The organism is Halorubrum luteum, assembly GCF_054652935.1.
The window spans coordinates 1,389,958-1,410,276 of the sequence record NZ_BAAIGT010000002.1 but is presented as its reverse complement, the minus strand read 5'-3'; the positions used below and the strand labels follow the sequence as shown (position 1 = coordinate 1,410,276).

Annotated in this window: 17 protein-coding genes; 8 read left to right on the top strand and 9 right to left on the bottom strand. The window is 63.4% G+C overall.

What is annotated here, in order from left to right; translation table 11 throughout:
• Positions 1-16 precede the first annotated feature (16 nt).
• Complete coding sequence (locus ACYQ0R_RS06970; RefSeq protein ID WP_459821918.1) at positions 17-1,009, bottom strand: polymer-forming cytoskeletal protein; 993 nt, start codon at positions 1,007-1,009, stop codon at positions 17-19.
• Positions 1,010-1,492: 483 nt separating this feature from the next.
• Here ACYQ0R_RS06970 and fdhF point away from each other — a divergent pair, with 483 nt between their 5' ends.
• On the top strand, positions 1,493-3,625 hold the full coding sequence (gene fdhF / locus ACYQ0R_RS06965) for a formate dehydrogenase subunit alpha (protein ID WP_459821916.1): 2,133 nt from the start codon (positions 1,493-1,495) through the stop codon (positions 3,623-3,625).
• A 47-nt stretch (positions 3,626-3,672) separates the two neighbouring features.
• On the opposite strand, the gene ACYQ0R_RS06960 is transcribed toward fdhF, so the two are convergent.
• A complete protein-coding gene (locus ACYQ0R_RS06960) occupies positions 3,673-4,971 on the bottom strand; it encodes a nickel pincer cofactor-dependent isomerase, group 22 (protein ID WP_459821914.1) in 1,299 nt (432 codons plus the stop codon).
• Between the two features lie 224 nt (positions 4,972-5,195).
• Here ACYQ0R_RS06960 and ACYQ0R_RS06955 point away from each other — a divergent pair, with 224 nt between their 5' ends.
• The 4 genes from ACYQ0R_RS06955 (at position 5,196) to ACYQ0R_RS06940 (ending at position 10,107) form a co-directional block, all read left to right on the top strand.
• On the top strand, positions 5,196-6,416 hold the full coding sequence (locus ACYQ0R_RS06955; RefSeq protein WP_459821912.1) for a mandelate racemase/muconate lactonizing enzyme family protein: 1,221 nt from the start codon (positions 5,196-5,198) through the stop codon (positions 6,414-6,416).
• Between the two features lie 99 nt (positions 6,417-6,515).
• A complete protein-coding gene (locus ACYQ0R_RS06950) occupies positions 6,516-6,704 on the top strand; it encodes a hypothetical protein (protein WP_459821910.1) in 189 nt (62 codons plus the stop codon).
• 128 nt (positions 6,705-6,832) lie between these two features.
• On the top strand, positions 6,833-7,969 hold the full coding sequence (locus ACYQ0R_RS06945; protein ID WP_459821908.1) for a TAXI family TRAP transporter solute-binding subunit: 1,137 nt from the start codon (positions 6,833-6,835) through the stop codon (positions 7,967-7,969).
• A 68-nt stretch (positions 7,970-8,037) separates the two neighbouring features.
• Complete coding sequence (locus ACYQ0R_RS06940; RefSeq protein WP_459821907.1) at positions 8,038-10,107, top strand: TRAP transporter permease; 2,070 nt, start codon at positions 8,038-8,040, stop codon at positions 10,105-10,107.
• Between the two features lie 44 nt (positions 10,108-10,151).
• Here the strand turns inward: ACYQ0R_RS06940 and ACYQ0R_RS06935 are convergent, their stop codons facing one another.
• From ACYQ0R_RS06935 to ACYQ0R_RS06915, 5 genes are all read right to left on the bottom strand, one after another.
• Positions 10,152-10,580, bottom strand: coding sequence for a universal stress protein (locus ACYQ0R_RS06935; protein WP_459821906.1), 429 nt, complete (start codon positions 10,578-10,580; stop codon positions 10,152-10,154).
• A gap of 84 nt (positions 10,581-10,664) precedes the next feature.
• Positions 10,665-10,874, bottom strand: a complete 210-nt coding sequence (locus tag ACYQ0R_RS06930) for a hypothetical protein (protein WP_459821904.1) — start codon at positions 10,872-10,874, stop codon at positions 10,665-10,667.
• 64 nt (positions 10,875-10,938) lie between these two features.
• Positions 10,939-11,430 carry a cyclic pyranopterin monophosphate synthase MoaC gene (moaC, locus tag ACYQ0R_RS06925; RefSeq protein ID WP_459821903.1) on the bottom strand — a complete coding sequence of 164 codons (492 nt, stop codon included), beginning with the start codon at positions 11,428-11,430 and terminating at the stop codon, positions 10,939-10,941.
• A complete protein-coding gene (locus ACYQ0R_RS06920) occupies positions 11,423-12,880 on the bottom strand; it encodes an NAD(P)H-hydrate dehydratase (RefSeq protein ID WP_459821902.1) in 1,458 nt (485 codons plus the stop codon). The genes moaC and ACYQ0R_RS06920 overlap by 8 nt, the downstream gene beginning before the upstream one ends.
• Before the next feature lie 52 nt (positions 12,881-12,932).
• Entirely contained in the window at positions 12,933-13,703 is a 771-nt protein-coding gene (locus ACYQ0R_RS06915) for a Sir2 family NAD-dependent protein deacetylase (protein WP_459821901.1), read from the bottom strand.
• Positions 13,704-13,887: 184 nt separating this feature from the next.
• On the opposite strand from ACYQ0R_RS06915, the gene ACYQ0R_RS06910 reads away from it, so the two are divergent.
• The 3 genes from ACYQ0R_RS06910 (at position 13,888) to ACYQ0R_RS06900 (ending at position 17,435) form a co-directional block, all read left to right on the top strand.
• Positions 13,888-14,721: an MBL fold metallo-hydrolase gene (locus ACYQ0R_RS06910; RefSeq protein WP_459821899.1), complete on the top strand. Its 834-nt coding sequence runs from the start codon at positions 13,888-13,890 to the stop codon at positions 14,719-14,721.
• Positions 14,722-14,817: 96 nt separating this feature from the next.
• Positions 14,818-16,473 carry a hypothetical protein gene (locus ACYQ0R_RS06905; RefSeq protein ID WP_459821898.1) on the top strand — a complete coding sequence of 552 codons (1,656 nt, stop codon included), beginning with the start codon at positions 14,818-14,820 and terminating at the stop codon, positions 16,471-16,473.
• 53 nt (positions 16,474-16,526) lie between these two features.
• Positions 16,527-17,435, top strand: a complete 909-nt coding sequence (locus ACYQ0R_RS06900) for a phosphoribosyltransferase HisG-related protein (protein ID WP_459821897.1) — start codon at positions 16,527-16,529, stop codon at positions 17,433-17,435.
• Positions 17,436-17,449: 14 nt separating this feature from the next.
• Here the strand turns inward: ACYQ0R_RS06900 and ACYQ0R_RS06895 are convergent, their stop codons facing one another.
• Both ACYQ0R_RS06895 and tnpC read right to left on the bottom strand, forming a co-directional pair.
• Positions 17,450-18,112, bottom strand: a complete 663-nt coding sequence (locus ACYQ0R_RS06895; protein ID WP_459821896.1) for a type 1 glutamine amidotransferase — start codon at positions 18,110-18,112, stop codon at positions 17,450-17,452.
• A gap of 632 nt (positions 18,113-18,744) precedes the next feature.
• Entirely contained in the window at positions 18,745-20,199 is a 1,455-nt protein-coding gene (gene tnpC, locus ACYQ0R_RS06890) for an IS66 family transposase (RefSeq protein ID WP_459820405.1), read from the bottom strand.
• Positions 20,200-20,319 lie beyond the last annotated feature (120 nt).

The window sequence follows — 20,319 nt, the reverse complement described above, 5'->3', positions numbered from 1 at the left end:
ACGGTGGACGCTCGTATCAGTTCGCGGTCTCGACGGTCTCGTCGGTCTCGTCGGTCTCGTCGGTCTCGTCGGTCTCGACGGTCTCGTCGGTCTCGTCGGTCTCGACGGTCTCGTCGGTCTCGTCGGTCTCGTCGATCTCAGCTTCGTCGCCGGCGTCGTCGGCCGCGGATTCGTTCGGCTGGACGAGTTGCATCTCCCCGCGAGCCCGCAGCGTCCCGTCGATCTCCGCGCCCTCGTAAACGACCAGATCACCGGCCGAGACGTCGCCGCGAACGTGCGCGCCGGCCTCGATCCTGACGGTTCCACCACGGCTCGTAACGTCACCGTGGATCGTCGTGTCGGAGCCAACCGTGATCTCACCGCGGGCGCGCAACGAGCCGAACACCTCGTTCCGCCGCCCGACGACAACCGATTCCGCGCGGACGTTCCCGTGAAGCCGGCAGTCGTCGCCGATCGTCGCGGGCGTCGACACTCGCCATGCGTCGTCCGACACCTCCGCACTCCGTGGGATCAAGAGCGGATCTCTGACGTCGTCGCCGTCGGCGAGCGCCTCCGCCAACTCGTCGGCGGCCTCGGTCTCGCCCGCGCGGAGCAGCTGTGAGAGCACGATGAAGTAGAAAACGAGGGTTGGAACCGGGTTCCGGATGACGATCCAGCCGTTGGCCTCGAACCCCTCCTCGATGGTGACGTCGTCGCCGATATCCAGATCGCCGGAGACCATCAGATGACCGTCGACGGTGACGCGTTCACCGAGATACGCGTCCTCGCCGACCAACACGTTCCCGTCGACGGAGCACCACGTGTCGAGCCGGCAGTCGCCGTCCGCCTCGATGTCGTTCCCGATGTCGACGCGCTCGCCGAGCGCGACGTTGCGTCCGCGCAACCCGAACTCGACGGACGACTGCCCGCCGACGAGCACGTCGCCGTCGGTCACCAGATCGTGTTCCTCCACGGTGGTTTCGGAGGGAACGGAGAGCTCGTCGACCGGACCAGTACCCCTGAATGACACACCGGTGAAACTACCTCCGAAGATATAAACGGTACGGGCCGTCGGACGCGCGTCTGACGGGATGGCCGGGGGGCGTGGATCCGACGGAGGTGGCATGTCATGGATGCACGAACGGCCGATCGGTCACCGGCCTTTTGAGTGAACGAACGGTATCGGGCGCATGGGATTCGGCTCGTATGACGAGAGCGAACAGCAGGATCAGGACGTCGACACCGACGACCTCGTCGGCCGACTCCACGAAATGAAAGAAACCCGAGAAGACGAGTGATCGACGCGACGTGCTCGTTCCGAGATCTCGCCTGCCGCGAAGCACGCCAATCGGGGTTAGACGCCCGAGATCGCGGCGGATACGCTCGATAGAGTTGTGTATGCTTATATACGGGTAGAGGGACGCGGTTACGCCCGGTTCCGACTCACCGACACACTCATACTTCGTGACGCACAGATCCTGCTATATGTCCGCACACGACGGAGTGAATCGCTATGTCCAGTGAAGGGGAGGAACCGACGAAGACGATCTGTCCGTACTGTGGCGTCGGCTGTGGGATACAGGTCCGTCAGGGGGAGGACCCGAGCGACGTGAACTTCATGCCGTGGGGTGATGCCCCGGTAAACGAGGGACGCGTCTGTATCAAAGGCGGCGCAGCGACGCAGGTCGTCGACCACGAAGACCGACTCACCGAGCCGCTTATCAAGGAGGACGGGGAGTTCCGCGAGGCGACGTGGGAGGAAGCGTACGGTCTGATCGTCGACGAGATGGAGCGCATCCGCGAGGAGCACGGGCCCGACGGAATGGGCTTTTTCGGCTCCTCGAAGACGATGAACGAGGAGAACTACCTCCTCCAGAAGCTCGCGCGCCGATACGGGACGAACCAGGTGGACAACTGCACGCGCATGTGTCACGCCTCCACCGTCTGGGCGCTCCGGACCAGTCTGGGTCAGGGTGCGATGACGAACAGCATGGCGGACTTAGAGGAGTCCGCCGACGTGTTGTGGATTCAAGGCGCGAACCCGGGCGAGCAGCATCCGATCGCCAACAGCCAGTACTTCCGTCAGGCGGTGCTGGAGGGGGCGACCGTCATCCAGGTCGACCCACACGCCAACAAGACGACCCGATCGTTCGACATCGAGGAGACGGAGCGGCACATGCATCTCCAGCACAACCCGGGAACGGACATCCCGCTTTTGAACATCGTCCTCAAGACGATCCTCGAACGCCACGAGGCGGAGCCGGACGCCGGCTGGATCGACGAGGAGTTCGTGGAGGAGCGAACGGAGGGGTTCGAGCATCTCACGGAGACGCTCGAGGACTTCGACAAGGAAGCCGCCGCCGAGGAGTGTGGCGTGCCGCTCGAAGATATCGAACTCGCAGCCGAGAAGTACGCGATGGCGAACAACGCCGCCATCTTCACCGGGATGGGGATGAGCCAGCACACCTGCGGCGTCGACAACGTGCAAAACGAGATCAATCTCGCGCTCATCACCGGCAACCTCGGGAAGCCCGGCACGGGCGTGAACCCGCTGCGCGGACAGAACAACGTACAGGGGACGTGTGACGTGGGCGCCATGCCGAACGTCCTCCCCGGCTACCAGCTCGTCGACGACGACGAGGCGCGGAAGTCGGTGGAAGAGGAGTGGGGCTTCGAGATCCCGGACGAGCCGGGACTGACGAACGTCGAGATCTCACACTCGATCGGCGACACGGTCCACGGGCTGTACGTGATGGGCGAAAACCCCATCATGAGCGAACCGGACGGCAACGCCGCGGAGCGACGGTTCAAGGAGGATCTCGAGTTCCTCTGTGTACAGGACATCTTCATGACCGAAACGGCGAAGCTCGCCGACGTCGTCCTGCCGGCGACCACGTGGGCTGAGCGCGGCGGCACCGTCACGAACACCGACCGCCGAGTCCAGCGGATGCGCGGCGTCGGCAAGATCCACGAGAACACGAAACACGACCTCGACATCCTGATGGAAGTCGGGAGCCGCCTGTTCGGCGCGGAGGAGTTCCGGTTCGAAGACGTCGAGGCCGTGTTCGAGGAGCTCCGACGTGTCTGCCCGAGCTACTACGGGATGACCTACGACGCGCTCGGCGAGGAGGGGATCCAGTGGCCCTGTTACGAGCCCGGTGACGAGGGTGATCAGTACCTCTACGAGGACACTTTCGACACCGAGAACGGTCTCGGGCAGATCGAGGGTGTCCGCCACCAGCCGCCCGCCGAAGTGCCCGACGAGGAGTACCCACTGATACTCACGACGGCCCGGCTGGAAGAACACTATAACACGGGGACGATGAGTCGGCGTTCCCCGACCCTCTCCAGACAACACCCGGAGAACTTCGTCGACATCCACCCCAACGACGCCGAGAGATACGGCATCGAGGAGGGTGACACCGTGACGCTCGAGTCCCGGCGCGGCGAGATCGACGTGAAAGCGCAGGTGACCGAGGATATCAAGGAGGGCGTCGTCTGGACGACGCCGCATTTCGCGGCCGCGTCCGCCAACCGACTCACGAACGACGTGCTCGACGAGCGCGCGAAGATCCCCGAGTACAAAGCCGCCGCGGCCGACATCGCCGTGACGGTTGACTCCGGAGCCGAGCCGGCCGACGACTGAGCGGGGCTTCGGTCGCCGCTGACGTGTTTTCCGCGTCTCGCTATCAGCTACTCGAACCGCGCCTCGCCGTCCTCGAAGTCGAGTCGTTCGGTCCCGTGGACGAGCACTGAGTCGTCGTCCTCGAGCTCCGCGGCGACCGCGGGCGACACTCGCAGCACCTCGAGCTCCGCGGTGTTTTCGATCCACGCGATCCGGACCGCGTCCGGATCGTACGCGCCGAGCGCGCCCGCCGCAGTCTGCAGCGCCGTCTCGTCGTCGGGTGCGACGACGGGTAGCATCGCCTTCGCGAGCGAGCCGCTCGTGATCGCGTTCGCGTAGACGGTGTGCAGGTCGAGCTCCTCGACGGCCGCCGCCCGTGTGAGATCCGCGAGTCCGATACCGTTCCCGTTCCCCTTCGTCGCTTTCGTGAGTCCGCGCACGTAAATCAGATCGATGTCCGGGCGCTCCGGATCCGACGCGTTGAGAACGCGGTACCGGCCGATGACGTTCGTGTCCATTCCGGCACCGGAGATCTCTTTGCCGATCTCGTCGACGACGAGGAGGTCGAGATCGTCGACCGGGAGGGTGGCCATCTCCTCGGTGGCCCGTTCGAGCAGCCCCGGCTCACGCTCGAACAGCTCGCTCGCTCGAACGGACTCCAGCATCGCCACCTCCTCGTGGGTGTTCTCGACGATCGCGATCCCGCCGAGAAGCGGCGTCGACTCCCGGATCGCTTCCACGAACGCCTCGATCGTCTCGACGTACCCACGGTCGATCGCGGTCGAGTGGAACGCGTTCGCGCCCGGCTGTTTGCCGAGCCCGACAGCGAGCATCTTACAGAGACCGCTCTCGATCCGTCCGGTGAAGTTCGTGTGGGGTTTGACGCGATTAACCACCAGCAGTCCGTCCGCCTCCAGCGCCGCCCGTGCGACGTGCACCGGGGTTTCGACGCCCTCCACGTCGACGGTCGCGATCCGTTCGACGTCCATTCGGGCATCGATCGGCGCGCCGGTTCGTGCCTCGGTGATGCCGAGCGCCTCGAGCACCGACCGTTGTCCCTCCGCCGTCGCGCCGCCGTGGCTCCCCATCGCCGGAACGAGGACGGGGTCGAAGCCACGACTCGCGAGTTCGTCGACGACGGCGGCGACGATCGCGTCGATCGACGCGATGCCGCGGCTGCCGACGCCGACGGCGACCGTCGCGCCGTCGTCGAGTCGGTCGAGGGGAAGCCGGCCGGTCTCGCGCCGGGCGACCGCGGCCGGATCCTCGAGCGTCTCGACGTCCGGGTCCCTCTCGATCCGGTGAAACGTCGGGAGCGGCTGCGGATCGACGAGGTCCTCGACGAACGACCGGTCGGGAAACTCCATGTGAGCCGCTATGGATCCGCACGTCTTGTAGGCATCGAAAGCCGGACTCCGTCACGTCGACGCGACGACGGTCGAATCCCACGACGGTCGTATGCTACGACGGTCGAATGCCACGACAGTCGGATGTCACGACGACGTATCGCCACCGCCCTGCGCCGACCTTGGAGAAAGCTTTGCCAGCGGGCGAGCATATATCACCGGGCTCCGAGAGACGGGAGGTACACGTGAGAGACTACTCCAACCATGCGTCCAACCGAGCTGACGACCGGGACGTCGCGATAACCGACATCCGGACCTGCGTCGTCGAGGGAAACTTCGAGTGGAACCTGATCGAGATCGAGACGGACGTCGGCGTCACCGGGATCGGGGAGGCGTATCGTGGCGGCGGAGTCCCGGAGATCGTCGAGTACACGAAGCGGTTCCTCATCGGCGAGAATCCGCTCGACGTCGAGCGGCTGTTTCGACGGATCGTTCAGGAGATGTCGGGTCACGGCGGGACGACCGGAAAGGTCGTCACGGCCGCGTCGGGCATCGAGATCGCGCTGTGGGACGCCGCGGGGAAGATCCTCGATCTGCCGGTGTATCAGCTGCTCGGCGGGAAGTTCCGCGACGAGGTCCGTATCTACTGTGACTGTCACGCGGGGGAGGCGTACGCGGTCGACGACGGGTTCACCGAGTACGCCGACGCGGAGGCGTACTCGCCGGAGGCGTACGCCCGCGAGGCACGACGGGTCGCCGACATGGGGTTCACCGCACTCAAGTTCGACCTTGATATGGAGATGGACAACGACCCCGACCCGTACAACGGGCGGCTCACGAACGACGCGATCGAGCACAAACGCGAGGTGGTCGCGGCCGTACGCGAGGAGCTCGGCTCCGGGACGGACCTCGCGTTCGACTGCCATTGGGATTACACCGTCGAGAGCGCGAAACGGCTCGCGAACGAGCTGGAGGCGTACGATCTGATGTGGCTCGAGGACCTCGTGCCGCCGGAGAACATTGAGGCACAAAAGGAGGTCACGCGGGCGACGCGTACGCCGGTCGCGACCGGCGAGAATCGCTTCCGGGTTCACGAGCTTTCCGGACTCCTCTACGACCACGGCGTCGACGTGATCACCCCCGACCCGACGACGGTCGGGGGGCTCGCCGAGACGATGCGGATCGCGGACCGCGCGGAGGAGAACTACATCCCGCTGTCGCCGCACAACGTCTGTAGTCCCGTCGGGACGATGGCCTGTGTGCATCTGGGCGCCGCGATCCCGAACTTCGACGTGCTCGAGTATCACGCGCTGGAGGTCGACTGGTGGGACGACTTGGTCCAACGGACCGAGCCGCTGATTCAGGACGGCTACATCGAGGTTCCGGAATCGCCGGGGATCGGGATCGAGCTCGACCGCGACGTCGTCGCCGAGCACACGCTCGGTGACGGCTCCGGGTTCGAATAAGCGCCGATGTGACCGCCGCTTGTTCACGCTCCCCCTCCGGTGTCCTCGTCGACGAACGATCGTGTATATTTATTACGGGGCGATGACCAAGTTCGTCGCATGGAGGACCGCACGATATCCGACCGACTGATCGGGATGTTGACGCAGGCCGAGGAGACGTACGAGCGTACCGTGGAGTGGCTGCGTCAGTACACGCCGTACGCGGTACGGACGATCGAAGTCGTTCTTGCGGTCGCACTGCTAGCACTGTTAACCCACTGGGTGTACTGGTTTTATACGGCTGCGTAGAGGTTTGTGTAATAATATTGCAAATTCCTGTCAGGAATAGCTCCGATTATTAATATTATTGGATGCTTATCGAACATACAACAACGAAGATTATATATAACCAAAGTCCATTATTGCGTTTGTAACACATGGCTACTAACAGTTCGAACCGACGGCGATTCCTGCAGGCGGCGGGTGGAGTAGGTGTACTCGGCCTCGCCGGGTGTCTCGACGACGACGTGGATCCGGACGAGGATCCGCTGGACGATGACGACGGGATGGACACCGGGGACGACGACACCGGCGACGACGACGATGACGCCGAATACGACATCAGCATCGGGACGTCCACGGGCGGAACGATGGACGTCGGCCTCGCGTTCGAGGCGGCGGTCTCACAGGAGAGCGATCTCGTCAACTACGCGACCGTCGAGAGTCCGGGGTACGTCGGGACGGTGTATCGGATGCAGGCCGACGCGTTCGACGGGGGAATCTCCGACACGAACACGATGAACAAGGCCCAGAACAACCTCGACATGTTCGAGGAGGATCCCGTCGAGCAGCTCCCGTGGCAGGGGTTCCTCGCGTTCCCGTACAGCATCTACGTCATGGCCCGCGAGGACACGGACATCCACACGTTCGACGACCTCGCCGGCGCGAGCGTGTATCCGGCGGAGCCGGGGTTCTCGACACGCGCCACGACGCTCGAGGTGTGGGAAGAGGGTCCGACTGCCGACGTGTACGAGGAGATGGACATCGTCGACATGGACGTCTCGGACGCGCCCGGCGCCATGGAGGAGGGGCGGATCGATGCCGCGATCGCGTACGGGACGCCCGGCGTCGGCAACACCGGCTGGGTCGTCGAGTACGACTCCCGGGTCGACGTCCGATACGTCGAGCACACGGACGACCTCGTTGATTCGATTCAGGGCTTCGACGGGGCGGGCTTCACCGAGTACGACAACCCCGAAGAGGACTTCAACTGGGGGCAGGACATCGGCGCGGACGAGATCGTCACGTGGGACCTCAACGTCGTGTTCACGTTCCACCCGGAGACGCCGAACGAGCCGGTCCGCGAACTCACGCGGATCGCCGCCGAGCACGGTGACACGGTCCGCGACTCCGAACAGCGGTTCACGCCGGCCAGCGCCGAGGACTGCGTCGCGCCCGCGCTCGACGACTACCCGTTCCACCCAGGCGCCGCCGAGTACTACCAGGAGGCGGGCGTCTGGGACGACGACTGGGTCGTCGGCGACCGCGACCAGATCGGCGAGTACATCAACTGACAGCGGACCCTCGAGGGCGACCCTCGAGTAGGGGTATTATTTATGAGTAGCAGAAAACAAGACGATCAATGAGCACAGAAACTGTATCCCCGTTCAGACGGACGAGCACCGCCGTTCTCGACCGCAGCGTAACGATCGGAGCGCTCGTGTTATGGGCGCTCGTGTTGTGGTGGTCGTGGACACAGGAGATCAGCCGGTCGCAGTACGCGGTGTTGTTTCTCGGGGGCGTCCTCGTGTTGTACGTGCTTAGCGAGGCGAAGGAGTCGGTGGAGGACGGCGACTACGCCGACCTCCTGATACTGTTCGCCTCGGCGGCCGTGATGATAGCCGCAAGCATCTACATCTACACCGACTACCAAGGGTTCTACATCAACCGCCAGGGATGGGCGTACGATTACGAGTACCGTCTCGGCTGGCTCGTCGTCTCCGTCATTCTGTACCTGACGTGGCGGTCGTACGGGAACATCTTCCTCCTGTTGGTCGGGGGCACGATGCTGTACGCGGTGTACGGTAACTACGTTCCCGGCCTGTTCGGCCACGGGGGGATCGACACCGACTTCATGATGCAGATGCTGTTCACCGACCTCGCCGGATTCTACGGGTCGCTCACGCAGCTCACGGCGGCGTGGATCGCGCCGTTCCTGTTGTACGCCGGCTTACTGTTCGCGTTCGGCGCGTTCGATCTCATCTTACGGATCGCCATCGTCAGCGCGAAGTACGTCGAGTCCGGCGTGGCACAGACGGCCGTCATCGCCAGCGCGATCATCGGCTCGATCAACGGCAGCTACGCCGCCAACGCCGGGATGACAGGCTCGTTCACCATTCCGACGATGATGGACGCGGGACTCTCCGGACGCACCGCAGCCGGGATCGAGGGGACCGCCTCGACGTCCGGACAGGTGCTCCCGCCGGTGATGGGAGCCTCGGCGTTCGTCATGGCGTCCGTGCTGGGAATCCCGTACATCGACGTCGTGATCGCGGGGCTCATCCCCGCCGCGATCCTCGTCGGATCGGTCCTGGTCGCGGTCCACTACACGTCGGTCAACGAGATCGGCGAGCAGAGCATGGACTTCGAGGAGTACTTCGACGACCGGATGACTCGTGTCGACAAGGTCGTGCAGGGCACACGGTTCGGGGTTCCGTTCGCCGTGCTCCTGATCACGCTCGGCTACTTCCAGTGGACGGTGATGACCTCGGCGCTGTACACCATCGTTGCGATGGTGATCCTCGGGATCACGACGCCGGTGGCGCAGTCGATATATAGCGTCACCGCAAGCGGAAAATCCGCGCGGGTCGAACTCGACGACAGCTGGTCGACCGGGCGCGTCCGCCCGCAGCTTGCCGGCGTGCGGAGCCATCGCGTCGTCGACTCGTTCATCACCGAAGTCGCCAACACGGTCGGTGGATTCCGGCGCGGCGCGACGATTCTCGCACCGATCGCGATCATTCTCGCGGCGGTGAACGGCGTCGTCGACCTGCTGATGACGACCGGCGTCCCCTCCCGGATCGCGATCATGCTGATGGAGCTGTCCGGCGGAATCCTGCTCATCGCAGTGCTGTTCGGCATGGGCGTCTGTATCGTCATGGGCGTCGGGATGCCGACCGTCGCGGCGTACGTCATCGTCTCGACGCTCGTCGCGCCGACGTTCATCAACGTGTTCGCGGTGCCGGAGCTCGCCGCACACTTCATGGTGTTTTACGCGGCGGTGATGGCGGGCGTCACGCCGCCGGTCGCCATCGCAGTCGTCGTCGCCTCCGGGATCGCCGGAGCCAACTTCTGGCGCGCCTGTGGCGTCGCGATGACGATCGCCACGCCGCTTTTCATCCTGCCGATCTCCTTCATCTACCACCCGGAGCTCGTGTCGACGGTGATCGACACCAACACGCTGATCACTGCGACGCTCGTGATGCTCGGCTCGATCACGGTTATCTACGCGCTCAACTATCCGTTCCGACTCAAGCGTCGGTTCGCGTACCCGCTCCGGTTCGGTCTGTTCTTCCTCGGAGCGTTCGTGATGATCTACCCGGATCGTATGCTGCAGATGGCCGGTGCAGCCGCGTTCGTGCTGATCTTCGTCGGCTGGCGCACGATGATGGCCGACCGGAAGGTCGCCTCACAGAGCACGGTCGGCGACTGACTGCGACCACGCCGCCGACGCTTTTAAAACAAGACCCGTATCCGTTAGTCCCGACTGACGACGGTGACCGGCAGCTCCGTATCGAGGATCACCGACTGGGTGACGCTGCCGAACAGCGCCTTTCCAGTCGGCGAGCGATTCTGACTCCCCAACACGATACCGTCCGCCTCGATCTCCTCGGCGACGTCGAGGATGGTTGCCGCCGTATCGCCGTGTTCGCGGCGCTTCGTGACCGCGAGGCCGGCCTCCTCGAGGATCTCCGTCGCGACGTCGATGCTCGGCGGGAACGCCGATTCGTCGTATATATCCTCGGAGGTGACGCGCTTGCCCTCGTCCACCGTCTCGAACTCCTGTTGCACGTTTAGTAGAACCACTTCCTTTTCGTCCGCGTCGCCCGGAAGATTAGCCACCGCTTCGGCCGCGAACTGTGCGGGCTCGCGCTCGCCATCGACGGCCATCAGTATCGTGTACATACGATCGGACATTTCGACAGTTGTGTCATAAATCTTCCTGACGTATCCCGCTCGGTCAGACGGTTCCGACTGCCGAATTTCCAATCAGTATACGTATAATACGAACAGGGTGAACGCGATCCCGAACGCGACGCTGCCGACGACGGCGAACGCGAGTCCGAGAGACGTGTCGAACTGCAACAGCCAGAGCAGCGCCACGGTGAACATCGCCCACGCAACCGCGACGCCGGCTCCGAGACGAAACCATTTGCGGTTCTCCGGCGGTATCGAGAGTCCATCGCGTGACGACGCCATACGGTATTGACCCGCTCCAGTCACCTATACGCTCCGACCGACCCTGTCGGTGGCGACCCTCCGATCAGACGTCGACGGCTCGCTTGGTCTTTTCAACGACTTCGACGTCGCTGATTCGAGTGTCCGGATACTCTCCCTCGGCGTTCTTTTCGGCGGCTTTCACCATATCCCACACCACGTTGAGTCCGGTGGTCACGCCTTCGAGCGCCTCCATCTCACATCCGGTTTTGCCGGTCGTTTCGACTCCGACCGTCAGTTCCACGCGGTCCTCGTGGAGCGTAAACTCGGTGTCGACGTTCGTCACTGGTATCGCGTGACACATCGGGATCGTCTCCCAGGTGTGTTTGACCGCCTGAATAGCGCCGATTCGAGCGGTCGCCAGCACGTCACCCTTTGTCACCTCGTCGTCGCGAATCGCGTCGATGGTCGACCGCGTGAGGTGGATCGTTCCTCGGGCGACTGCTCGTCGTCTGGTGTCGGGTTTCGACCCGATGTCGACCATACGAACGTTCCCCTCGTCGTCGGTGTGGGTCAGCTCCGTTTCGTCGTCACTCATCCGTATCCATCGCGTGCGGGAGCCGGTCGATTAAGTCCGTCGCAACGAGTCCGAACCCGTGATTCTCGACTGCCAGGTCGCCCGCACGGCCGTTCAGAAACGCACCGACCGCAGCGGCCTGAAACGACGGATTCGTCGCCGCCAGCGCGCCGACCGTCCCGGCGAGAACGTCACCCGTCCCGCCGACGGTCATTCCCGGGTTCCCGGTCCGGTTGAGTCGTACCCGTTCGCCGTCAGTTACGACGTCGTTGGCTCCCTTAACGAGAAGCGTCGCCTCGAGTTCGGCCGCGAACGACCGGACGAGCTCCGCGCGTTCGTCGGGGTCGTCCGCCGTCTCTCCACCCATCCGTCGAAGTTCCCCCTGATGTGGGGTACAGATCAACTCGGCGCTCGTCTCCGTTTCCGGAACGACCTGCAGCGCGTCCGCGTCGACGACTGCCAGTCCGTCGAACGCCTCCAGAAACCGCCGAACGAACGTCAGGGCAGCATGGGAATCCCCGAGCCCCGGACCGAGGATCGTGACATCGTGGTCGGCGGCGAGTTCCAGCGTTCGGTCGAGATGTGCCGTCGCGAGCGTCTCTCCCGGAATCCCGTGAACGATGAGGTTCTCGGAGAACCCCTGCACGGTGGCGGCGATCGCAGCCGGACAGGCCACGCGGACCAGATCCGCGCCGGTTCGCAGCGCCGCGCGTGCCGACAGCGTCGGTGCTCCGCTGTATGGACCACCGCCGATCACGAGCACCTCCCCGTTTTCACCTTTGTGTGAGTCCGGATCGCGGTCGAGACCGAGCAGGTCACCCGGTCCCGTGAACCGTTCGGCGGCGGCCGGGATCCCGATGTCCGCAACCGTCACCGCTGCCTCGAGGGAGTCGAGCCCCGGCTTCGCGTCGTGGAAGGTGACGATCCGGTCGGCCATCACGGCGGTCGCGTCCTCGCCGCCCGTGGGATCGCCCGTATCGGCGTCGATGCCCGACGGAACGTCGACTGCGATGGTCTCCGTTCCCGCCTCCCGCGCCTCGTTGATCCGTTCGGCCGCGGTTCGTGCGGGCTCCCGAAGCGCCCCGCGGACGCCGGTGCCCAGCATCGCGTCGACGACGACGTCGGCATCGGCGAACCCGTCTATCGACTGTGAGTCAGTGATCGTTCGTGTCGGGAGTTCGGCTCGCTCCAGCGCCTCCCAGTTTTCCCTCGCGATCTCGGTCGCGATCGATGCGGGACGTCCGAGCAGGTGTATCCGAAGGTCGTACTCGGACAGATAGCGTGCCGCGACGAACGCGTCGCCACCGTTGTTGCCGCGTCCACAGACGAGCTCGACGCGTGCGCCGTCGGCGGCGTGTTCGCGGACTGTGCGGGCGACCGCGTTACCTGACGACTCCATCAGCTGTTTTCGCGGGACGCCGAGCGCCGCGGCGTTCGCGTCGACCGCGGCCATTCTCTCGGTCGTGATCATACGCGGCGGTTGACCGCGCGGCGGATTAAGCGTACGGGCGGCGGCGTCGACACTAGGCCGAATCCTCCGAATCGGCCACGCGCGCGGCGAGTTCTGGAAGGAGTTCGGTCACGTCCGCCCGGAACACGTACTCCGCGTTGTCGGCGTATCGCGTGGGTTCAAAATTGACGACGGCGAGCGTCCCTCCCTGTCGGTACGTGGGAAGAGATGCCGCGGGGTCGACGGTCAACGACGAGCCGGCAGCGAGAACCACGTCGCTCGCGGCGGCAAGCTCTTTTGATCGCCGAAGCGACTCCTGCGGGAGCAGTTCGCCGAAAAGCACCACGTCCGGCTTGTACGGGCCGCCGCAGCCACACGTCGGCGGTAGCTCACCGTCCCGTGCACGATCACGAACCGGCTGTGCGTCGACCCTCGTCCCGCATCGATCACACACGACGCGGGCGTTCGTGCCGTGAAGTTCGATCACCTCGTCGGTGCCCGCGGCGTGGTGAAGCCCGTCCGTGTTCTGTGTGATCACCGCATCGAAGACGCCGGCGTGTGTCAGCTCGGCGAGCGCGCGGTGGGCAGCGTTCGGCTCTGCACCGCCGTCCGGCTCCATACGGTCGTACAGGTCCAGTCTATCGTCCCAGAATCCGGCAGGATCGCGGCGGAATCGCGAGACGTGAAACGCCGACTCGTCGAACAGGTCACCCCAGATCCCATCGTCGCCGCGAAACGTCGGGATCCCCGACGCCGCGGAGAGTCCGGCTCCGGTGAGCGCGATGGCTCGATCGGCGGTCCGAAGGTCGTTCGCGAGCCGGTCGATCTCGGCGTCGTCGCACATGTTCTGTTGTAGCCGATAGTCGTTTATATGAGTCCCTCTCTCCTTCGCGCGGCGAACGACACGCGTCCCCCGGCGAGATCGGTTCGGTGTGCCATTCTGAACGGGAAGCCACGGTCTGGCTCCCCGGTCCGACGTTCGGATCCTCTCCGGAACGATTAGGAACCACGCCGACTCACGGTGAGACATGACGCACTCCGACTGGGGTGACTGGCTGCCGCGAGCCGTCGCGGACGCCGACCCCGACACCGTCACGCTGTGGTATCTCGGCTGTAACGGGTTCGCAATAAAAGGTAGCGAGGGAACGGTTCTTTGGGTCGACCCGTACGTCGGGACGGGCGATCCGCCGCGAACGATCCGGATGATCCCCGTTCCGTTCGATCCCGCCGACGTCGACGTCGCGGACGCGGTGCTCGCGACCCACGAGCATACGGATCACGTCCACGGACCCTCGCAAGCGCCGATCCTCGCGACCACGGACGCAGAGTTCGTCGCCCCTGACGACTCGCTCGCGGTCGCACGCGAGGAGGAAACGTGGACCGAGCAGTGGGACGTTGACGACGAACAGTTCCTCGAGGTACGGGAGGGAGACGAAGTTCGGATCGGCGAGTTCACGGTGCACGTCGTCGAGGTGTCGGATCCGGATGCGACACATCCGGTCGGATACGTCATCGAACACGACGCCGGAGCCGTGTTCCACGCGGGTGACAGTAAACCGTCCGAGACGTTCTCGGCGCTCGCAGACCGTTTCGACATCGACGTCGGGATACTCGCGTTCGGCTCGGTCGGGAACGTTCCCGACAAGGAGACTCGCGAGCCCGTTCGCACCAGGTGGTACAGCGACGAAAACGAGATACTGGAAGCCGCCAGCGCGCTCGAACTCGACCGACTGGTTCCGACACACTGGGATATGTGGAAGGGGCTCACGGCGGATCCGACCGCACTCCACGAACACGCGCGGAGCTTCGAGCACCCGAACCGGCTGGAGATCGTCGAGATCGGCGACCGGATCGAGCTTTGATCTCCTCCCGCGCGCCGGGCGGAGAGTCGAGAACGTATTATCAGGATCGAAACGTAGCCCGGGGAATTTAAGCCCTTGCTTGCGAAGCGTTCGTGCATGAGCGAACGGACGGCAGGATCGGCGACGGAAGTCGATGAGGACGGAGTGAGCGTGGCGAAGTCCTTCACCGACGATGAGTTCCCCGTACCCGCGATCACGTACGACCTCTCCTCGAACCGAGAGGAGCCCGCCCGCGTACGCATCGTCGACACCATCCCCGAGTCGTTCCCGATGGACCGTGTGGGGTTCCATCCGGAGTACGAAAGCGACAACTGGACCGCGTACAAGGACCACCGCGTCGAGTTCGAACGCGTTCTCGAACCCGGCGAATCCATCACTACCGTATTCGGAATTCGGGCGGACGACCCCGATATCGACGGCTTCCTCGGCGCTCCGATGATCGAGCACGTTCCCGTTGGAGAGGAGATCGAAGACGTGCTCGGAACCGGCGACACGGACGCGGTCCGCGAAGTGCTCTCGGGCGACCGTACGACGCTTCCCGGCATGGACGAAGCGGAGCGCCCGGCCGAAGACCAGCCTGCAGATGATGCGCTTGACGAGGACCCAGCCGCTGCGGATCCGCTTGCTGACGAGCCTCCCGACGACACCGCTGCTGACGACACGCCCGCTGACGACGAGCCTGACGAAGAACCGATGGCCACCACCGATGAGCCGGCTTCCGTGGCCGACGACCCGGGTGGCGATTCAGACGGTTTGGAAGCCGACGCCGAGGAGCCGTCTGCTGATGACGTCGACACCGAACCGACGGCAACGGAATCCTCCGCCAGTCCATCCGACATGGAGTCCGTGGACGCGGACGCCACGCAGGACGAACCAGGCACGGCTTCGGAGCACGACGATCCGGACCCAGAGGCCGTCGCGCCCGCGCCATCGACGACGGATACCGACGAGTTCGGCGTTGCTGCGGCGCTTGCTGACGAGATCAGAGCGGGCGATGTCGCGGACGACGACCTCGAACTGCTCCGCTCGGAACTCGACATCGGGGTGCCACGTAGCGTCGACGTCCGGATCAGTCGACTTCAGTCGAGCGTCGCCGACATCGAGGCGTACGCCGACGCGCTCGCCGAATTCATTGACGAGGAGGGGACCGCCCGTGAACTGCTCGACGATCTTTCATCACGTCTCGACGAGGTCGAGTCGGACGTGACGCGAATCGACGACCAGCTCGATGCGGCCACTGCCGAACGCTCGGACCTCGCGAGCCAGATCGAGGACGCGGAAGGGTCGATCATCGATGTCGAGGAGACGACCGCCAGACTCGAGCACTCGGTCTCCGAGATCGAAGCGGACGTCTCCGACGTCGAAACCGACATCACCGAGGTCGAGTCCGAGGTCTCCGGTGTCAAGGCTGATGTCGTCGAGGTCACGGACGATCTCACGAGCGTCGACGAGGCGGTAGACGACCTCGGCGACGACGTCGAGACGTTGTACGAGGAGATCGATTCGACGGCAGCGGCGCTGTCCGATACGGACACACGAGTCGACGACGTGGAATCGCGACTCGGTCGCTTCGACGAGGAGTTCGACGACATCTGGGAGGATCTCGCGGAGGTCGACTCCAGGCTTGCTGCGACCGAGGACGCGCTCGGTGATGACGTCGAGGACATCGAATCGGAGCTCGAGGCGATCCACGACCACCTCGAGGAGCTCGAAGCGTTCCGTAACCGGCTGAACGAAGCGTTCGGTCCCTGAGCCGCGCGGCCGAAAGCGCAACCCGTTTTAGCGGTGACCTCCGAAGGCGACCAATGAGCGAACCGGTCCCGGTCGCCGTCCCACGGAAAGGACGCCCGCTTGAAGCAGTTCTCGAGCGCGTCGCCGACGTGGGGCCGAGCGACCGGCTCGATCACCTTGCGGATCGAGTGAGCAACATCCTCCGCTACGAGAAAGCGGTCACCAAGGGCTCCGTGGAGGCGGATCACGGACCGTATCAACGACTTGCGGACTACTCCGACCCCGGGGAACCGAAGGAGCCGGAGTTCACGCTCCTGCGAGACGACCGCGACGGGAAGCCCCGGCGGATCGTGTTCGATTCTGCAACCGTAGATCTCGGCACCGTCGAGTTGAAGCTGATCGGGCGAGAGGAGCCGTTCCGGGCGCTTCGGACCCACGAGTTCGCGCTCGGCTTCGACTCCGCTGACCTCGTGTTGGAGGAGGTCGTCGGGATCCGACCCACTGGACTGGAGGAACTGGCGGACGTCAACGAGCGGATCGACCCGCGTGATACCGACGTCAGAGTCGTTAACGGTCTCGGTGACACCGTGTATCACACGTTGATGGCGCGTCCCGACGTGGTTCCGGCTGGGAATACGCTCGACCGAGAGTTCGTCACGAACCATGCTGGCGACCTCTGTATCTCCCCACGGTACGAGCGCCTCGTCACGGCCGTCCTCGGAACTGACGCGCTTGCTGGCGTCGAGTTCGTGTATCCGGATCCGGGTCGACCGGAGGAGGAAGCGTCGATCGCGGACGTCGGAGTTGGGGTGTATCTCACCGTCTCCGGATCGACGGCGAGAGACCACGGTCTCGTGCTCGGCGAACACCTGTTCCCAAGCGAAACCGTCCTTATGCGGAACGTCGCCGAACGGACGCCGGCAGCCGAGCGCGCCCAGACGCGTCTCGTTGCCGCGGACGCCGACTCCGAGATAACCGTCTAGAAACGGAACTGACGCTACGCGCTCGCATCGGCGACGATCCGTTTGAAGTTCTCGAAGACGGGTCCTGCAGTGACATCGTCAAACGAGAACTCTCCGGAGTCCCATTCGAAATCGTCAACCAGTCGATCGCGGAGATCGGCAGTCACTTCGGGGTGGAACTGGACGGTCCACAGCGGTGCGGTCGCGTGTCGCGTCCCGAACACCCGAGCGTGGTCCGTCGTGGCGATACGTTCTAGCCCACGTCCCATGTCGGTGACAGCGTCACCGTGTAAAGAGACGACCACGGAGTTTACACCCTCGAACAGGGGATCGTCGGCAAGTGACGCCTCCACGAGCGTCGCGGTCGTCCCGACCCGTTCGACGGTGCCGCCGAGTGCTGCATTCACGACCTGGTGGCCGAAACAGACGCCGAGCGTTGGTATCGTCTCCTCGACGAGCTCGCGAACGAGCGTCTTCTGGTCGGCTATCCACGGATGCGTTTCGGACTCGTACACGCCAGCGGTGCTACCGGTTAGAACGACCCCGTCCGCGTCTGCGAGCGGAACGCGCTCTCCCGCCGGGAAATCGATGACTTCCCCGTCGGGGAAACACGCCTCTAACGCGTCACAGTGATACTCGTGATCCGGATCGACCTCGTTCCGAACGACGAAAATGGTCGGCGGTTCCGCGTCGGTCATCGGGCGAACCCACGGTGGCTACTCGCTTAATGATGTGTGGTGGAACGGGTGTGCCGTCCTTGTCCGAATCCACAAGTTCGGAGGGTGAAGTACCACGGGCGCGGTGGCCCGTGGCTTCCGTGTTTAGGGCCGCACTGCACCGGCAACGGAATGTAATCCCCCTCGCACTCCCACACTTCGTGTGTGTGGTCGTGCCCGGGACGGGTAAACACCCGAACACGTAACGTGTCCGTGAGGGTCTGGGCCTCCACCAGCCCACGACAACTCCCGTCTCACCGCCGTAGCGGGTTTTGAGAGGAGTCGCATTTTCATCCCTGCCGAACGACCAGCGAAGGAATTGAGGTCTTCAACTCCATACTTTGAGGGGTCGTTTTCTGGTCGTTATTAGTGTGCTATCCCCCAAGCACTTGAATTTGTGTGATATTGGGACGCGCTTCACCCACGGGCACGGTGGCCCGTGGTACTCGCGCTATCTCTTTTTATAGAGTATCCCTTCAGTGGTCGGCATCGGCATCTACTCGCGAATACCATGGCGCCTATTGACGCAGGAATTTTTCGCGCTTCCACCGTGAAACCTGATCGGTAGTTGGATAGCAAGACAAAGATACACCGCACAGTGATGCCTCTCGTCCTTACCGAAGTTCTCTCCCACCCAGAATTGACTGGAGCTGTTCAGGTGGATCAAGTCCTCGTCGTTTCCACGTCGCCAACATCGTTGTTATTGTCTCGTGAATCTGGACCCCTTCTGCCGAACGCAGGGTCCGAAACATCTTCCGAAGGACTACTTGCTCGCGCAGAGCCCGCTCTGCGCGATTATTCGTTGAATCAACACCCCGTTCGGTCACGAACGTCAGCCAGTGACCCAAGCCATTGCTGATCTTCTTGATCAGCTGCTGAACCTCTTGGGCCTCGTAACCTTCCCTCACCAGGCCCTCCAAGTGTAAGGATGCTTCCGCCCGCTTCTGCTCGCGGGCGGAAGCGGACGGATCTCCTTCGACGAACGTCGTTAGATCGTCGTGGAGTGCGTGCAACTCTTCAGACAGCCGCTCTGCTTCCTCGTACCGTTCAGCGACGTACTCAGCCTCCCGCAACAGGTGCGCCCAGCACCGCTGCAGTTTCGTGTGATAACTCGAATACGCCGACCAGCCGTCACAACTGAGCGTCGAGTCCTCGGCGAATTCCTCGCCGAGGACGTCTTCTAAGACTCCACTTCCTCGGCTTTCATCAACCCAAAACAGCACTTCGTCATCAGTGACGAACGTCCACGCCCAGTGTTGTTCTCCATCGACCGGAAAGCCTGTTTCATCGCAGTAGACGACCTCACTCTCCCGAATCTTCTCTTTGACATCCTCGTAAGCGGGTCGCAGACCGGCTGCGACCCGCTTAGTCAAGTTGTAGATCGTCCGGTGAGAGATCGGAAGGTCGAAGTCCCAGTCAAACAGCTCGGCCTGTTTCCGGTTCGGCAGTCGTTGATGGAACCGACCGAGAGCGGTTTGGGCCATGATATTTGGCCCAAACCGCCCCTTTTCGGGACAGTCAGGATGCTCAGCAACAACCTCGTTACCACAAGAACAGTGGTGTTTACCGAGCTTGTACTCGGTAACAGTGGTTGGAACAGGAAGCGGTACGTCAATAATAGTCCGTGAAACGTAGCTATCAGGGCTAGAGAGGATTTGCTCACAGTCTGGACAGAATCCCTGATCAACGAGGATCGTCTCTTCTGGTTCAGGTGCTGTTCGAGTTGTTCCCTCGTGACCTTCGCTGCGTCCAGGCGATGAGTCGCTGGCGGCGTCAGAGTCGCCGCCAGCGTCGTCTTCATCAGGTTCTTGGTCTTCGTCCTCGGTTTGGTCGTCATCGCCTGATGAATTAGCCGCACCACCCTGTCTACTGGGTGGTGTGTTTGGATTTTCGTACTGCTTGAGGCGAGCCTCAAGCTGTTCGATCTTCTGTTGTTGTGCAGTAATCTGGCGTCGCAGCAGCTGGTTCTCAAGCTTCTTGACTACGAGCTGCTGGCGGAGTAGCGAACTGTCGTCGGTGCGGATCACGGAATCTGTCGATTCCGTTGATCCGCGACTCCCCAGCGACACAGTAATTCAGCAGTAGTGAACGATCTATGAGACTGCTACGAAATCGTCTCGACATGGAACTGCTATCCAACTACCCTGATCGTATGCCATCGCGGCGACACCCTCAAATCGATCCAAAGC

Coding starts and splice junctions, on each gene's coding strand:
- fdhF (WP_459821916.1), top strand. CDS start 1,493: ATGTCCAGTGAAGGGGAGGAACCGACGAAGACGATCTGTCCGTACTGT.
- ACYQ0R_RS06960 (WP_459821914.1), bottom strand. CDS start 4,971: ATGGAGTTTCCCGACCGGTCGTTCGTCGAGGACCTCGTCGATCCGCAG.
- ACYQ0R_RS06950 (WP_459821910.1), top strand. CDS start 6,516: ATGGAGGACCGCACGATATCCGACCGACTGATCGGGATGTTGACGCAG.
- ACYQ0R_RS06945 (WP_459821908.1), top strand. CDS start 6,833: ATGGCTACTAACAGTTCGAACCGACGGCGATTCCTGCAGGCGGCGGGT.
- ACYQ0R_RS06940 (WP_459821907.1), top strand. CDS start 8,038: ATGAGCACAGAAACTGTATCCCCGTTCAGACGGACGAGCACCGCCGTT.
- ACYQ0R_RS06935 (WP_459821906.1), bottom strand. CDS start 10,580: ATGTACACGATACTGATGGCCGTCGATGGCGAGCGCGAGCCCGCACAG.
- ACYQ0R_RS06930 (WP_459821904.1), bottom strand. CDS start 10,874: ATGGCGTCGTCACGCGATGGACTCTCGATACCGCCGGAGAACCGCAAA.
- moaC (WP_459821903.1), bottom strand. CDS start 11,430: ATGAGTGACGACGAAACGGAGCTGACCCACACCGACGACGAGGGGAAC.
- ACYQ0R_RS06920 (WP_459821902.1), bottom strand. CDS start 12,880: ATGATCACGACCGAGAGAATGGCCGCGGTCGACGCGAACGCCGCGGCG.
- ACYQ0R_RS06915 (WP_459821901.1), bottom strand. CDS start 13,703: ATGTGCGACGACGCCGAGATCGACCGGCTCGCGAACGACCTTCGGACC.
- ACYQ0R_RS06910 (WP_459821899.1), top strand. CDS start 13,888: ATGACGCACTCCGACTGGGGTGACTGGCTGCCGCGAGCCGTCGCGGAC.
- ACYQ0R_RS06905 (WP_459821898.1), top strand. CDS start 14,818: ATGAGCGAACGGACGGCAGGATCGGCGACGGAAGTCGATGAGGACGGA.
- ACYQ0R_RS06900 (WP_459821897.1), top strand. CDS start 16,527: ATGAGCGAACCGGTCCCGGTCGCCGTCCCACGGAAAGGACGCCCGCTT.
- ACYQ0R_RS06895 (WP_459821896.1), bottom strand. CDS start 18,112: ATGACCGACGCGGAACCGCCGACCATTTTCGTCGTTCGGAACGAGGTC.